Here is a 16,157-nt window from a genome sequence, read left to right as displayed (position 1 = left end):
TTCCTCCTCATGATCCAATGATTTTTTTTAAGGTAGTCGTAATCCCTTTTGAGTACTCACGATCAGATATAAGTTGGTGCAGGTTTTTGGCTTCTTGTGTTGCATTTTTTAACAGATATCCATTCCCGACTGCCTGTAACATACGAACATCATTTCCGCTATCTCCAAATGCGATCGCTTTTTCGGTATTTAGGTTGTATTTCTCTAACATAAACTTCACAATTTCATTCTTCCCTGTACCCATGGGTATAAAATCTACATCATAGCTGTCTTCTGGATCACCTGCTAAGGGATTACAGCGATTTATATTAACTGAAACTCCGTATCCCTCGCAGGTTTTTTCAATTGCGAATAGGTTTTTCTTGTCGTTTATTTCATCTTGTTCCTGATAATAAAAATTATGCTTATACCGTGACTTTCCTAATTGAGTTTGAGGATTTAAAAGAATGTTTTCATTTTCATGTAACTGTTTTACAAGCATTTCAATCTTTTCTTTACTGAACTCTTCATTTATACGACTGTTCCACTCCTTATCTTGCTGTCCGAAGTTATGCTCTGAAAAGTACGTAATTTCAGTTCCAAGATCACTAGCTATAAAATGCGGGAAATATCTAAATTTTCCTCGTCCCATTTTATCGAGAATAGATTCTATACTACTCCCAGTAACCCATCCGATTAGTAGTTCCCCAGCTTTACTTTTTTGTTCTAGATAGTCTTCGAGTTCATATATATCTTGTTGTTTCTGTTCATCGATTGTATGCGGAAAATACGTTTCATCAAAATCACAAAAAACAATATACTTAGGATGTTCAACCTTGGATAACGTTTTATACTCCGACATCTTGCTTAATAACATGAAACAGTCCCTCCATTACTCTGTCTTGCTCTTCTAAAGTAAATGACGGATAAAAAGGCAAATGCAGCACCTGACTATGAGCCTTTTCCGTATGAATCAATTGGAGTTTTGCATACTTTTCCTGTACTAAAGGAGTTTTTTGCATATGAGACAGTACTGGATAATATACATCTGTTTGAACACCAAACTCTTCATTTAACTTAGTCATGATATCTGTTCTATCTTCTGTTCTTACCTTAATAGGAAACAGATGCCACACATGATCTTCACTTAATTCTGGTAATTCAATAAGGCCTTTATTCTGTAATTCTGCTAGTTGCGTAATGTATCTATCCGCCAAGAATAATCTTTTGAAGTTGTTTAATGAAAGATACTTCAATCTCTCTAAACCTATTGCTGCCTGTATATTGTCCATTTTTGAATTAAATCCAAAATTGATGACTTTCTTATTTTTCACATTTACTTCAAAACCATGATAACTAAATTGAATGCATTTTTTAGCGAGTTCTTCATCATCAGTTGCTATTGCCCCAGCCTTACCACATACACCAAAATTCTTATATGGATTAAAGCTTAATGTAGTGATGTCTGCATACTTTCCTAAGTCTGTCAGTCCAATTCCTTGGCAAGCATCCTCAATGACTTTTAATTGATAACGATTTGCTATTTGACGGATATGCTTCATTTCTGAATGTTTTCCGTATAAATGCACAGGTAGAATAAACTTTGTATAAGGAGTTATTGCTTCCTCAATTTTGTCAGGATCGATGCAGAATGTTTGTGGGTTAATATCGACATAGATAGGAACGCCTCCCACAGCTAACACAGCATTTTCAGTAGCTGAAAAGCTATTAGCCGGCATGATTACTTCATCCCCTCGGTTTAACCCTAAAGCCAGTAATCCTATCATAATAGCATCCGTTCCACTGCTGGTTGCAATTACATACCTTTTATGTAAATATGTAGATAAAACATTTTCGAATTGATCTAAATAGGAACCGCTCGTAAATTTTCCAGTTGGCAAAACTTTAGTTAAAGCATTTAAGATATCATCCACTTCATCATTGGTTATTAATCTATCGACAGGCATAAAAGGGACTTTACTTATTTCGCGATTTTTTTGGTAGTTGAAAAGGTCATTTTCAATATCTGTATTTTCTTTTAATACTTGTCTCCACCGCTCGTTTACAATACTGTCTTCAATAACAAGTTCTTTTCTTTGTACGTCACCTTTTAAGTGTTTTAGTAGTAACATGTTTTCTTTACTTTTACCTAAAACTTTAACCTGTTTTTGCATGAACAGTACCTCCAATGATTTTTTAATCTTAAAAATTTGTTACAAATTTATCCTAATTTCTGAAACCGATAACATGTCAATAACTTTTTTAAGGAAGGGAAAATATGCCTACAATTGATGAGATAGCAAAATTATGCAACGTGTCTAAAACCACAGTATCAAGAGTATTGAATAATCACCCTTATGTGTCGAAAGAAAAAAGAGATATGATCTTAAACGCTATTAACGAACTTGACTACACGCCCAATTATTTAGCTCGGAATTTTAGGAGAAATAAGACACAAACGATAGCTTTATCGGTTCCGAGTATCGACCATCCATTTTTTGCTCAATTAATAAAAGGGGTCTCTCATGAAGCGCTGTTTAAGAATTACAAGGTCATTGTATTTCAAACCTTTTATGACCAACAGACAGAGATAGAACTATTAGAGTTATTGAAACACAAAGAAGTTGATGGTATTATTCTTGGAACTTTAGAAAATGAATGGGATAAGATATCCCCTTTCTTAAAGTATGGTCCTATCTTATTATGTAATGAATATCATCACTCAGCGGACATCACGATCATTGGGTATGATGAATTTGAAGCCGCATACATGGGGGTTGAACATTTAATTGAAAGAGGACATAAAAAAATTGGATTTTGTTTTGATACTCCAAATAGCGAAGCTCAATGTCAGAGGAAAGAGGGTTACTTGAAAGCTTTACAAGATTACAATTTACATCATAGAAACGAATGGATATTCGGGGAATTGTTTAATATCGAGGATGGCTTTCGTGTTTTTAATAAGATAAAGGATTTAAAGGACAGACCCTCAGCAATATTTACAGGAAATGATCAAGTCGCTGCAGGGATTATTAAACAGGCGATAAAAAATGGCTTTCATGTTCCAGAAGATTTAGCTGTAATTGGGTTTGACAACCAATTGATTTGCCAAGTCGTTACTCCGACCATAACAACAATTGATATTCCCATAATAGAATTGGGTCAACAGGCTGTGTTGAAAATAATCGAGTATATTTCGGGTAACACTTCTTTAAACAGAAAAATTATTAAACTGCCAACAAATCTTATTATAAGAGAATCAACTTAACTCTAGGTTTTCACTTCCGTATCATTTTATATCTTTATATAGAAAAAGAGGTTATTCATATTTAACCTCTTTTTCAATCAGGAAGCCTGTTTTTTGAAATTCTCATAAATGCTTCTATACCAAAGTCGTCAATGATTTCTTCGCCTTTCATTTCGCCCTCTGGCAGCATTCCTTCAAATCTGATGCATGTTCTGATCAAACAAATTTTTGTTCAGCAATGCGGATGAGCAGACATATACAATAAAAAAACCACCCTATGCTATTAAGCAAGAGTGGTAATCTAGAGAGACTTCCTTCATAAACTCCATTTCAACAGATCCATCAGGAGTCTTTAAAATTTTTCATTACTCATGGCTCTCTATGCTGTATCCGCTATTACTTGTAATTCATTTGTGTCAGCAATTTCAAACGCATTCTCATCTTTCGAATCATCTTTTGTTGTTCGAGCTGTCTCGATTAACAACGAAATATCTTGATTGAAGCTATTTACACTTACCTGCCCGAAGTCTTCCATACTCTACAGAATAGAGTGAACAATTCCCTTTTCTGTATAAATATGCTACTTGTTTTTTTCAACTAGGGATTGCTGCCGCTTATCGAACGCTCTGTGCCTTTTTTCTCACCGTGAAGATGGTGAAGCAGGCGATAAAACGGCGGCAAGAGGGCAATGACAAGGATGACGCGTATGACCTGAACCGCAACGACAAAGGTGGAATCGGCATGCAAGGTAACAGACGTCGTCGCCATTTCTGCAATGCCGCCAGGCGCAAATGCCAGAACAGAAGTGATGAGTGAGATTCCTGTCAGCTTGGAAACGATCACGGCGCTTAAAAACATAGCCGCGATTAAACCGACGGATGAGACAAATCCGACGATGATAATGCGGGTGACGCCGGTAAACATGCTTTTATACATCTTAGAGCCAATCGTTGCCCCGAGAAATACTTGCGACACATGGTTAGCTTGTGACGGCCACCATGCCGTCATGTCTTGCCCTGTCACCGCAGCACCGCCAACATGTATAAGAGCTGCACCGAGCATGCTGCCGAGCAGCCATGGTGCCGGAAATTTTAAACATTTCGCGGCTTTGCAAGCGCCCCAGGCAGCGAGAATCAGAACGGCGGTCCACAAAACGGGAGCGAGCCTAAAATCCGTCGTTGCTGAGGAAAGCGTTTCTGCTGCGGCACTTGCGGAACGATCTTGTTTTGTATAGATCAGGATGACTAAAAACGGAATGGAAAGCACCACGAGCAGCACCCGCATCATTTGAACGAGGCTGACAATGGCGGTATTGGCGCCGACCTCCTGTGCGATGCTGGGCATGGCGGACAGCCCGCCGGGAGCCGTACCGACAAAGCTGGTCATCATATCCGTTTTGCTGAAACGCCAAAGCACATATCCTGACAGCATGGCCATAAGTATAGATAATACCAGCATAACGCCGACTGAAAACCAATGGTCTTTGAGAACAGAAAGAACGGATAAATTCAGCTTTTGGCCCAATTCGATGCCGAGAATCAACTGTCCGAGGGCCAGCCAGCGGCGGTTAATTCCTTTTTGGTCCGGGGCCATCATCAGCCATGCCGGCCGTATCATGGCAAGGCAGCAGGCGACAAGCAGCGTTCCGATCATCCATCCAATCGATATTCCGGTTAATGAAAGAATAAATCCCCCGGCTGCACTGATTGCGATAAACCATAGATCTTTGAGGAGATGTTCGTCTTTCTTCAATGTAAAACCCTTCTTCCTTGCACTCCAATTGTTCACGTAGTGAATGTATGATTACTATAGTATATTTTCGTTGATAAAGAAATGATGAATTATTTTCTATTATCCATTCACTTTTCTTATGACCTTCTGCTCGAGCCTCTCTATTGTGTAAGTCAGGCATAGACCCGTTGCCAGCAAACACACGGCCAGAGTGTAAAAAATCACTTCTCCGCCAAACGAAGTTAGGATCAGCCCTCCTGCAAGGGGGCCGATTGAGCGGGAGATATCCCAATGCAGACCGTATACCGCATAAAACCGGCCGAGTAAATGAGGCGGTGCCAATTTCGAAATAAAGGTCTGGATGTGGGTTAATCCGATGCTTTCGCCAACCGTCATCACCGCTGCCGTTACCAAAAGCATTGTCACAGAGGTTGAGCATGCGAAGCCGACAGCTGCAAGGGAATAACAAATATAAGTAATCAAAAGGATCGTTTTCATTGAAAGCTTTTCGGTTCCTTTGACAAGGGGAATCTGGAGAACAAAGCTGAATAAAGCTTTGGCCGCCGAATAAATGGTCAGCATGGATAGATAGTCGGAAAACATGTTTTTGCTAAACAGCCTGTAAGTTGTTTCTGTTTGCGCATATAACATGCTGATGGGGAGAGAAAGCAGCAAAAGAAGCAGTACAGGCCTATATATCGTAAAGCTCAGGGAAAACGCCGATGCACCAGTTGTTATCATCGGCTTTGTTTCCGGCAGTTTCAGTGCTGCGATCAGAAAGTAAAGGAACAATGCCGCGGCATCTAAAGCGAATATCCACACGGGGTCATGCTTGTACAGCAGCACTCCCAGCACAGGCCCTGCCGTCAGGCCAGCTGAATAGATCACATTGATGACCGCAAACACTTCTGAACGTCTGCTTTCCGGCGTGCTTTCGGCAATTTGGGCGCGGGAGGCGGGAATGTACAATGATCTCCCCATACCATTCATGACATAGAGAATGGCGAAAACATACGCATGCTCAGCAAACACAAAACCCGTCATGGCGGCTGATTGCAGAAGCAATGCGATCAGAATCGCGGTGCGACGCCCAAGCCGGTCCGTCACCCGTCCTGCAACGAGCGTCAGGCAAATATCGGCAAATGGCTGAAGGCTGATGATCAACATGGGAATCATGACACTCCCGTTTAATTGTTCATGCAAATACAGCACCATAAAAGGGCCCATCATTGCACCTGTCAGGCTTGTCAGCATCTCGCCGAAAAAGCGGAGCCAAACGGGAGCGGTGTATCTCGATTTGATAGATTGAAAGCTGGATAACATGTGATCGCCGCCTTTCGCGTTTTGATATAGTAGTAGTGTATAGAAGGGACGGCGGCCCAAAAAGTGAAGAAAAGAAGAGAAAAAGATTCCCCTTTTATTGGGAGGTGCGGGGATTGAAGCTGATTGAGCACTATGTGGCACTTGTAAAAACAGGACACGCTGCGTATGGACAAATGAATGAAATGACGCTCACTGAGATTGCTGACTGTTTATTTTGTACAGAAAGAAATGCAAAGCTCATTTTACACAAGCTGGAGAATAAGAATTGGATTGTCCGGGAAAGCGGGGCGGGACGCGGCCGCAAATCCAAAATCGCGTTTCTTCGCCAGCCTGAGGAACTGCTTTTTCAAACCGCCAAGGAATATACAATGGCTGGAAAGCTAAAGAAGGCAAAGGAACTGATTCAACAGTATCAGTCCGCGTTTCCGGGGCTTCAAAACGAATATGATATGTGGTTTTCTGAGGTGTTCGGCTTTGTGACAGAGACTGGCGGGGATGGAGCGAAGGATGTGCTTCGGCTGTTCATCACCCCTGAAGCTGTCAGCAGTCTGGACCCGTGCCGCATCTTTTTGCGGTCTGAGGGGCATTTCGTCAAACAAATATTTGATACACTGCTCACGTTTGATCCGGATGTGCAGGAGCCGAAGCCTCATTTGGTTCATGGATGGGAAGAGGACGGGAAAAAACGGTGGAGATTTTTTCTTCGAAAGGGTGTGTCTTTTCATAACGGACAGCCGCTGACGGCGCGGGATGTTGCGTTTACGCTTCGGCGCTTTTTGGCACAGGCTGACAACCCATATAAATGGCTGTTATACGGAGTGAAACAAGTCTTAGAAAACGGCTCTTATTGCGTGGAGCTTATACTTGATAAGCCGAATGAGCTTTTGCCGTATGTTCTTTGTGATGAACGGCTGTCCATTCTGCCGGCAGAACAGGGCGGCGGAATCAATGGAACAGGGCCTTTTCGGGTGATGCAGCAGCACGGCCGGATGCTTGTGCTTGAAGCCAATGAGCGCTACTTTAAGGGACGGCCTTTTTTGGATCGCGTTGAGTTTGTGTTTTCTGAACAGGCCGGAGAGATGAACGGTTTTACCATTCAAGAAAAACAAACATGTCCTGAGAAGCAAACGGTTTTTGACGAGCGGCATGTTCAGTATTTGTCGCTCAATCTGAAAAAGAAGGGGCCTCTTTGGCATCGAAGCTTTAGAAAAGCGCTCCGCCTGCTGATTTCCTCTGAACGGCTCGTTCGTGAAGCGGGAGGGCACCGCAAAACCCCGGTTACGTCTTTTTTACATTCGAGTCCTTTGGATTGGGGAGGCGTTTCACCTTCTGAGTTGCTGAAGCAGAGCGGCTACAAAGGAGAAACACTGGTGCTGTATACCTTTTCGGAAACGGATCATCGCGAGGACGCCGAGTGGATTCAAAATGTTTGCGCCCAACATGGCATCAGGCTTACACTTCAATTCTGTGATTCTGCTGATCTGCGCCGGCCCGAAATCGTGCAGATGGCGGATATCATCCATGACAGTGCGACGTTTTATCAAGACAGTGAGTTTGGTTTTCTGCATTTGCTGCTGTCTGAGAACAGTTTTTTGTGCCAGCATCTATCTGAAAAGATGAAACAGATATGCTCAGAAATGACAGAACGCTTTTTTTCGATGCCTGACCGCTGTTTGAGAATCAATATGCTGCAGGACATTGACCGCCAGCTTATACAGGAATTCAATGTGATTCCGCTGTATCAAAATGTGCTGCGGGTGACATCAAGCGAGAGTGTGAAAGGCCTGATGCTTGATGAAGAGGGATGGATTGATTTGTACTCCGTGTGGTTGTCTAAATGAAAAGAGGGTTCTTTCTTGAACCCTCACTGTCTATTATGACGCTGCCATGCTGCGGTCTTGGCGATGATCGTGACCCATGCTTTTCATATTCTTTGCCGCGCGCATCATGCTTGAAGAGCCTCGGGTACAAGCTTCAGAATTTTTCTCCGTGGCCGATCCCCTCTGCGTATCGTTTTATGTTTTCTGGCTTTATTTGAAAAAACAGGCGGGGTATATGTAACGTTCCGTCAGATAGTATAGAAACCAGACAGCGTGATGTTGTTCATCCCGTGCGGCGCGCGTAAAGAGGCTTTTCGCTTTTACGTTTGAGGTTTCCTCGGCCGCACGCAAGTAAAAGCGGACTGTTTCTTGTTCATCTTTAAAAGCGGCGTTCAGCCCTCTCGTGAAATTGTCCGGGCATTCCCCCGTTTGTTTCGGCATAATGTGTTGGCCGGTAATGGCTTCATACAATGTGGAAAATTCACGGAGGTGGCGCATTTCGGCACGCCTGATGTCTTCTATCTGCTTTCTGATTTCGTCGCGGCGGGCAAGTTCGGCAAGCTTGCGGCAGCATTGAACTGCGCTGAATTCGCCGTTAATGGCCTTTTCCAGATTCCGAATCAAAACAGGGTCTTCCCGGCACGGCGCCGGATAGGGATAGTAGCTGTAGTGCAAGGGGGTTCAACTCCATTCTTAGGAATTGGGCTTCTGTAAAAAATATATGCAGGGCGGGGAGACATGTGCGGAGAAATTCAGCTTTTTATATGCGAAAAGGCCGTTTTTACCAATAAATCAGATTGGTCATTTTCGTCAACATTCGATAAAATATAGAGAGATAAAAAGAGAGGGGTCTTCTATTTTGGGAGCAGAGTTTTTAGTAGGCAGGTCCGGGAGTGGAAAAACGAAGCTGATCATCGACAGCATTCAGGATGAACTGCGCCGGGCTCCATTCGGGAAACCGATCATTTTTCTAGTCCCGGATCAAATGACGTTTTTAATGGAATACGAGCTTGCTAAAACGCCTGATATGGGCGGAATGATACGTGCTCAAGTGTTCAGTTTTTCACGATTGGCCTGGCGCGTTCTCCAGCATACGGGAGGAATGAGCAGGCCGTTTCTTACGAGCACAGGCGTACAGATGCTCCTGCGGAAGCTCATTGAGGAGCATAAACAGGAGTTTAAAGTCTATCAAAAAGCGAGTGACAAAAGCGGGTTTACCGCACAGGTAGAGCGCATGCTGACAGAGTTTAAGCGTTACTGTCTGGAACCGGAAGATATCCGCCGGATGGCGGAAAGCGGAACGGCTTCCGAGTATCGCGGGGAACGTGTTTTATCTGAAAAGCTTCATGACTTATCGATTCTGTATCAGCAGATGGAAAAAAGCCTTTCAGACCAATATCTTCACTCTGAGGATTATTTGACATTGCTGTCAGAGCATATCCCGCTTGCGGAAGATATAAAAGGCGCGCATATCTATGTGGACGGCTTTTATCAGTTTACACCGCAGGAATTCAGGGTGTTGGAGCAGCTTATGGTTCATGCAGAGCATATCACGTTTTCGCTGACAGCGGACAAGCCGTCATATGAGCGGGAGCCGCATGAACTGGAATTGTTCAGAATGACGGGAAAAACCTATTACCGCCTTCATCAGAAGGCGAAGGAACTGAATCTGGACATCACCTATAAAGAGCTAAACGGAACTGAGCGGCATACGCAGACGCCGGAACTGGCGCATCTAGAGGCGCAGTATGAAGCGCGTCCGGCTGTCCCGTACGCAGAAAAACAAGAGGCCTTAACTGTGATGCAGGCCGCAAACAGACGAGCTGAGCTGGAAGGCATTGCCCGGGAAATTCACGCGCTTGTCAGAGAGAAGGGCTATCGCTATAAAGATGTAGCGATTCTTGCGCGCCAGACGGAAGACTATAAGGATATGGTGAAGGAAGTTTTCGCGGATTACGAGATTCCTTATTTCATTGACGGAAAAGCATCTATGCTGAACCATCCGTTAATCGAATTTATCCGGTCGAGCATTGATGTTCTGAAAGGGAATTGGCGTTATGAAGCGGTGTTTCGCTGCGTGAAAACCGAACTGCTATTCCCGCTTAACGAACCGAAGGCGAAGGTGAGAGAACAGGTCGATCAGCTTGAAAATTACTGTATCGCCTACGGTATTAAAGGCGACCGCTGGACAAAGGGCGACCGTTTCCACTACAGACGTTTTGTGTCATTGGATGATGATTTTGCGCAGACCGATCAGGAAATCGAAATGGAAAACATGCTGAATGACACACGCGACTGGATTGTTCCGCCGCTTTTTCAACTTCAAAAACGAATGAAAAAAGCAAAGACGGTTCGGGAGAAGGCGGAGTCGCTCTACCGCTATCTGGAAGAGACAGATGTGCCGCTGAAGCTTGATCAGGAAAGACAGCGCGCTGAGGAAGACGGCAGAATCATTGAAGCGCAGCAGCATCAGCAGGCGTGGGATGCAGTCATTCAGCTGCTTGAGGAGTTTGTTGAAATGATGGGGGATGATGAGATTTCTCTTGATTTGTTTCAGCAAATGATGGAAGCCGGCGCGGAGTCGCTCACATTTTCTCTTATTCCGCCTGCGCTTGACCAGGTGTTTGTCGGCAATATGGATTTATCCAGAATGTATGGCACCGCTTGCACCTTTGTGCTGGGGACAAACGACGGCGTTCTGCCGGCGCGCCCTGATGAAAACGGGGTGCTGTCGGACGATGACCGGGAATGGCTGAAAACCATAGGAATTGAACTTTCCTCAGGCGGGCGGGAGCGTCTGCTTGATGAGCATTTCCTCATCTATATGGCGTTTTCCAGTCCGTCTGACCGGCTTTATGTGTCGTATCCGATTGCTGATGCGGAAGGAAAAACGCTTTTGCCGTCGATTGTCATTAAGCGGCTGGAAGAACTGTTTCCGCAGCATAAGGAGCGCCTGTTGACAAATGAACCTGAGCAGGTCAACGATGAGGAACAGCTTAAGTATGTCGTCAATAAAAGCGTGGCACAGTCCTTTACCGCAAGCCAGCTCAGATTATGGACTCGGGAATACGACATCAGCGACGTTTGGTGGAGCACGTACAATGTGCTAATGAGTGAGCCGGACAGGCTGCAATCGAAAAAACTGTTCTCAAGCCTGTTTTTCCGGAATGAAGTGAAGCAGCTTGAGAGCGGCGTGTCGAGACAGCTCTATGGCGAACGCATTCAGGGGAGTGTATCGAGAATGGAAAGCTTTAACGCTTGCCCATTCTCCCATTTTGCGTCACACGGGCTTCATCTGAAGGAACGGCAATTTTTCAAACTCGAAGCACCGGATATCGGCCAGCTGTTTCATTCCAGCTTAAAGCTGATTTCAGACCGGCTGCGTGAGCAAAAGCTTGATTGGCGCGATTTAACGAAGGAGCAGTGCGAGCTGTTTTCCTTTGATGCGGTAGAACGGCTGGCACCGAAACTGCAAAAGGAAATTTTGCTCAGCTCAAACCGGCATTATTATGTAAAGGAAAAGCTGCAAAAAATTGTGACCCGTGTGTCAGGCATTTTAAGCGAGCATGCGAAAGCGAGCGGATTCGTGCCGATCGGGCTTGAACTGGGCTTTGGGGGAAAAGGGCCCCTTCCGCCGCTGACCTTTAAACTGAAAAACGGCTGTACGATGGAGCTCGTCGGGCGAATAGACCGTGTCGATAAAGCGGAAAGCTCAAAAGGCCTGCTCCTCAGGATTGTCGATTATAAATCAAGCGACAAAGGCCTTGACTTAGCGGAAGTATATTACGGACTGGCGCTGCAAATGCTGACGTACCTTGACTTATCAATTACACATTCAGCCGACTGGCTCGGAATGAGAGCGACGCCGGCCGGAGTGCTGTATTTCCATATTCATGACCCGATGATTCAATCTAATCTCCCGCTTGGGCTTGACGAGATTGAACAGGAGATCTTTAAGAAATTTAAAATGAAGGGCCTGCTCCTCGGCGATCAGGAAGCGGTTCGCCTCATGGATACGACCCTTCAAGAGGGACGGTCAAATATCATTAACGCCGGCTTGAAGAAAGACGGCTCTCTCAGATCGGATTCAGCGGCAGTCGGCGAAAAGGAATTTGAGCTGTTGACGAAGCATGTGCGCCGCACCTTCCAAGAAGCAGGCGAACAAATCACCGACGGACGTGTATCGATTGAGCCGTATAAAATGAAGAACAAGACGCCGTGCACATACTGTTCGTTCAAATCAGTATGCCAATTTGATGAATCATTAGAAGAAAACGAGTATCGCCCATTAAAGGCTGAAAAGGACAAGACGATACTTGAGTGGATAAAAAAGGAGGCGGATGGCAATGAACATTCCTAAACCGGCAGACAGCACATGGACAGATGACCAATGGAATGCCATTGTTTCAACCGGCCAGGATATTCTCGTGGCAGCGGCGGCGGGCTCCGGAAAAACCGCTGTGCTCGTTGAACGAATGATCCGGAAAATCACCGCGGAAGAAAACCCGATTGATGTAGACCGGCTTCTCGTTGTGACATTTACAAACGCCTCAGCGGCAGAGATGAAACACCGGATCGCGGATGCCTTGGAAAAAGAGCTTGTAAAACGCCCCGGATCACTGCATATCAGACGCCAGCTGTCTCTTTTAAACCGGGCCAGCATTTCGACGCTTCATTCCTTTTGCCTGCAAGTGCTGAAGAAATATTACTACTTAATCGATCTTGATCCAGGCTTTCGGATGGCTGATCAGACAGAAGGCGAGCTGCTTGGGGACGAGGTGCTGGACGAGCTGTTTGAAGACGAATACGCAAAGGGCGAGAAGGCGTTTTTTGAGCTTGTTGACCGCTACACGACAGACCGGCACGATCTGGATCTGCAATCTCTCGTCAAACAGGTGTACGAGTATTCCCGTTCCCACCCGAACCCGGAGGCGTGGCTGGAGAGCTTTGTTCATTTGTATGATGTATCGGAAAAGAGCGCCATCGAAGAGCTTCCGTTTTATCAATATGTCAAAGAGGATATTGCCATGGTTCTTAACGGAGTGAAGGAAAAACTCCTGCGCGCGCTTGAGCTGACGAAAGCGCCGGGCGGCCCCGCGCCGCGCGCTGACAATTTTCTTGATGATCTTGCGCAGGTTGATGAACTGATTCAGCATCAGGGTGATTTCACTGAACTTTATAAACGGGTGCCCGCAGTCTCTTTTAAGCGCGCGAAAGCAGTAAAAGGGGACGAGTTTGATCCTGCGCTCCTTGAAGAAGCGACGGATTTGAGAAATAGCGCAAAAAAACTGCTTGAAAAGCTTAAAACCGATTACTTCACGAGAAGTCCTGAACAGCATTTGAAAAGCTTGGCCGACATGAAGCCTGTCATTGAAACGCTTGTACAGCTTGTCATCAGCTACGGAAAACGATTCGAAGCCGCGAAGCAGGAAAAATCAATCATTGATTTCTCTGATTTGGAGCATTACTGTTTATCCATTTTGACAGCAGAGAATGAAACAGGTGAGCGCGAGCCGAGCGAGGCAGCAAGATTTTATCAGGAGCAGTTTCACGAGGTGCTCGTTGACGAATACCAGGATACCAACCTCGTGCAGGAATCGATCCTGCAGCTCGTCACAAGCGGGCCGGAAGAGACAGGCAACCTGTTTATGGTAGGAGATGTCAAACAGTCGATTTATCGATTCAGGCTTGCTGAGCCGCTTCTTTTCCTCTCCAAATACAAACGATTTACAGAGAGCGGAGAAGGTACGGGACGGAAAATTGACTTGAATAAAAATTTCCGAAGCCGGACTGATATTTTAGACAGCACAAACTTTTTATTTAAACAGCTGATGGGCGGCAAAATCGGTGAGGTTGATTATGACGAGCAGGCTGAGCTGAAGCTTGGTGCGGCGTATCCGGACAATGATGAGACGAAAACGGAGCTGCTGCTGATCGACAACACAGAAGAGACGGATGCAGGTGAGGAAGCAGAAGAGCTGGAAACCGTGCAGTTCGAAGCGAAAGCGATCGCCAAGGAAATTCGCAAGCTGATTTCATCGCCATTTAAGGTATATGACGGAAAAACGAAAACACACCGTAATATTCAATACCGCGATATCGTGATTTTGCTCCGTTCCATGCCGTGGGCGCCGCAAATCATGGAGGAGCTGAGAGCACAGGGCATACCGGTTTACGCCAATTTAACGTCAGGTTATTTTGAAGCGGTCGAAGTCGCCGTCGCGCTTTCTGTGCTGAAGGTGATCGATAACCCGTATCAGGATATACCGCTTGCCTCTGTGCTGCGTTCCCCGATTGTCGGGGCGGATGAAAACGAGCTGTCTTTGATCCGGCTTGAAAATACAAAAGCGCCGTACTATGAAGCGATGAAAGACTATTTGGCGGCGGGTGACCGGAACGACGAGCTTTATCAAAAGCTGCAAACATTCTACGGACATCTGCAAAAATGGCGCGCGTTTTCGAAAAACCACTCCGTATCTGAGCTGATTTGGGAAGTGTATCGCGACACGAAATACATGGATTATGTCGGCGGGATGCCGGGCGGTAAACAGCGGCAGGCTAATTTGCGTGTTCTCTATGACCGGGCGCGCCAATATGAATCGACGGCATTTCGCGGCTTGTTCCGTTTCCTGCGGTTTATCGAACGCATGCAGGAGCGGGGCGATGATCTTGGAACGGCGCGAGCGCTCAGCGAGCAGGAGGATGTTGTCCGTTTAATGACGATCCACAGCAGCAAAGGGCTCGAATTTCCAGTCGTGTTTGCGGCGGGTCTCGGCCGGAACTTCAACATGATGGACTTGAACAAATCGTACCTGCTGGACAAGGAGCTTGGATTTGGCACGAAGTTTATCCATCCGCAAATGCGCATCAGCTACCCGACGCTTCCGCTCATCGCGATGAAGAAAAAAATGCGCAGAGAGCTGCTGTCAGAGGAATTGCGTGTTCTCTATGTCGCATTAACGAGGGCGAAAGAAAAATTGTTTCTGATTGGCTCGTGCAAGGATCATCAGAAACAGCTCGCAAAATGGCAGGCATCCGCGTCCCAACCTGACTGGCTTCTGCCCGAATTTGACCGCTACCAGGCGAAAACGTATTTAGATTTCATCGGGCCGGCTCTTGCCAGACACAGAGATTTGGAGAATTCAGCTGAAAACGGTGCGGCAGCGCATGCTGATATATCAGGACACCCGGCTCGTTTTGCCGTTCGAATGATTCATTCCTATGATTTGCTTGATGATGATTTGGAAGAAAGAATGGAAGAAAAAAACGAGCGCCTAGAAGCGATCCGCAAAGGTGAACCAGTTCCCGGCTCGTTTGCATTTGATAAAAAAGCCCGCGAGCAGCTGAGCTGGACATACCCACATCAAGAGGTCACACAAATTCGAACAAAGCAGTCGGTTTCTGAGATCAAGAGAAAAAGAGAGTACGAGGATGAATACAGCGGCAGGGCTCCCGTTAAACCGGCTGACGGAAGCATTCTGTATAGGCGCCCCGCTTTTATGATGAAACAGGGCCTGACAGCGGCGGAGAAAGGAACAGCCATGCATACGGTGATGCAGCATATCCCGCTGACACATGTGCCGACGATAGAAGAAGCGGAGCAGACGGTTCACAGGCTTCATGAAAAGGAGCTGCTCACTGAAGAACAAAAAGCCGCTATTGATATAGAAGAAATCGTGCGATTTTTCCATACGGAAATCGGCGGACAGCTGATCGGCGCTAAATGGAAGGACCGGGAAGTGCCATTTAGTTTAGCGCTTCCGGCCAAGGAAATCTATCCTGATGCACAGGAGGCGGATGAGCCGCTTTTGGTGCAGGGAATCATCGACTGTCTCTATGAAACTGAAAACGGCTTATATCTCTTGGACTATAAATCAGACCGGATTGAGGGCAAATTCCAGCACGGCTTTGAAGGAGCGGCCCCGATCTTGAAGAAACGATATGAAACGCAAATTCAGCTGTACACGAAGGCGGTTGAGCAAATTGCGAAAACAAAGGTAAAAGGATGTGCGCTTTATTTCTTTGACGGAGGGCACATACTGACATTATAGCGAGAT

Annotated in this window: 9 protein-coding genes; 4 read left to right on the top strand and 5 right to left on the bottom strand. The window is 45.6% G+C overall.

Annotated features, from left to right (window positions below):
- Positions 1-7 precede the first annotated feature (7 nt).
- Together ACMX2I_RS16140 and ACMX2I_RS16135 are read right to left on the bottom strand one after the other, a co-directional pair.
- A complete protein-coding gene (locus tag ACMX2I_RS16140) occupies positions 8-856 on the bottom strand; it encodes an HAD-IIB family hydrolase (RefSeq protein ID WP_414957472.1) in 849 nt (282 codons plus the stop codon).
- Positions 828-2,153: a DegT/DnrJ/EryC1/StrS family aminotransferase gene (locus tag ACMX2I_RS16135; RefSeq protein ID WP_414957471.1), complete on the bottom strand. Its 1,326-nt coding sequence runs from the start codon at positions 2,151-2,153 to the stop codon at positions 828-830. The genes ACMX2I_RS16140 and ACMX2I_RS16135 overlap by 29 nt, the downstream gene beginning before the upstream one ends.
- Before the next feature lie 104 nt (positions 2,154-2,257).
- Between ACMX2I_RS16135 and ntdR the strand changes: the two genes are divergently transcribed.
- The gene (gene ntdR / locus ACMX2I_RS16130; protein WP_202328479.1) at positions 2,258-3,247 is read left to right on the top strand and encodes an NTD biosynthesis operon transcriptional regulator NtdR; all 990 of its coding nucleotides are present in this window, start codon (positions 2,258-2,260) and stop codon (positions 3,245-3,247) included.
- A gap of 576 nt (positions 3,248-3,823) precedes the next feature.
- Here ntdR and ACMX2I_RS16125 read toward each other — a convergent pair.
- Both ACMX2I_RS16125 and ACMX2I_RS16120 read right to left on the bottom strand, forming a co-directional pair.
- A complete protein-coding gene (locus ACMX2I_RS16125) occupies positions 3,824-4,978 on the bottom strand; it encodes an AbrB family transcriptional regulator (RefSeq protein ID WP_414957470.1) in 1,155 nt (384 codons plus the stop codon).
- Between the two features lie 99 nt (positions 4,979-5,077).
- Positions 5,078-6,280: an MDR family MFS transporter gene (locus ACMX2I_RS16120; RefSeq protein WP_414957469.1), complete on the bottom strand. Its 1,203-nt coding sequence runs from the start codon at positions 6,278-6,280 to the stop codon at positions 5,078-5,080.
- Positions 6,281-6,393: 113 nt separating this feature from the next.
- Between ACMX2I_RS16120 and ACMX2I_RS16115 the strand changes: the two genes are divergently transcribed.
- Positions 6,394-8,121 (top strand): ABC transporter substrate-binding protein, encoded by a 1,728-nt coding sequence (locus tag ACMX2I_RS16115; RefSeq protein WP_414957468.1) that lies wholly within the window; start codon positions 6,394-6,396, stop codon positions 8,119-8,121.
- A gap of 189 nt (positions 8,122-8,310) precedes the next feature.
- Here ACMX2I_RS16115 and ACMX2I_RS16110 read toward each other — a convergent pair whose 3' ends face one another.
- Positions 8,311-8,775 (bottom strand): ferritin family protein, encoded by a 465-nt coding sequence (locus ACMX2I_RS16110; RefSeq protein ID WP_253268993.1) that lies wholly within the window; start codon positions 8,773-8,775, stop codon positions 8,311-8,313.
- A gap of 184 nt (positions 8,776-8,959) precedes the next feature.
- Here ACMX2I_RS16110 and addB point away from each other — a divergent pair, with 184 nt between their 5' ends.
- Together addB and addA are read left to right on the top strand one after the other, a co-directional pair.
- On the top strand, positions 8,960-12,460 hold the full coding sequence (gene addB / locus ACMX2I_RS16105) for a helicase-exonuclease AddAB subunit AddB (RefSeq protein WP_414957467.1): 3,501 nt from the start codon (positions 8,960-8,962) through the stop codon (positions 12,458-12,460).
- Positions 12,447-16,151 (top strand): helicase-exonuclease AddAB subunit AddA, encoded by a 3,705-nt coding sequence (gene addA, locus ACMX2I_RS16100; protein WP_414957466.1) that lies wholly within the window; start codon positions 12,447-12,449, stop codon positions 16,149-16,151. The genes addB and addA overlap by 14 nt, the downstream gene beginning before the upstream one ends.
- The last annotated feature ends 6 nt before the right edge of the window (positions 16,152-16,157 follow it).

The sequence above is a fragment of the Bacillus sp. SW14 genome (assembly GCF_047608225.1).
Lineage (GTDB): Bacteria > Bacillota > Bacilli > Bacillales > Bacillaceae > Bacillus > Bacillus subtilis_G.
The sequence above is the reverse complement of the archived record's forward strand: the minus strand, read 5'-3'. Positions and strand labels throughout refer to the sequence as shown.

Bases quoted from the DNA above. Each gene is read 5' to 3' on its own strand.
- ntdR (WP_202328479.1), top strand. From the start codon at position 2,258: ATGCCTACAATTGATGAGATAGCAAAATTATGCAACGTGTCTAAAACC.
- addA (WP_414957466.1), top strand. From the start codon at position 12,447: ATGAACATTCCTAAACCGGCAGACAGCACATGGACAGATGACCAATGG.
- ACMX2I_RS16140 (WP_414957472.1), bottom strand. From the start codon at position 856: ATGTTATTAAGCAAGATGTCGGAGTATAAAACGTTATCCAAGGTTGAA.
- ACMX2I_RS16135 (WP_414957471.1), bottom strand. From the start codon at position 2,153: ATGCAAAAACAGGTTAAAGTTTTAGGTAAAAGTAAAGAAAACATGTTA.
- ACMX2I_RS16120 (WP_414957469.1), bottom strand. From the start codon at position 6,280: ATGTTATCCAGCTTTCAATCTATCAAATCGAGATACACCGCTCCCGTT.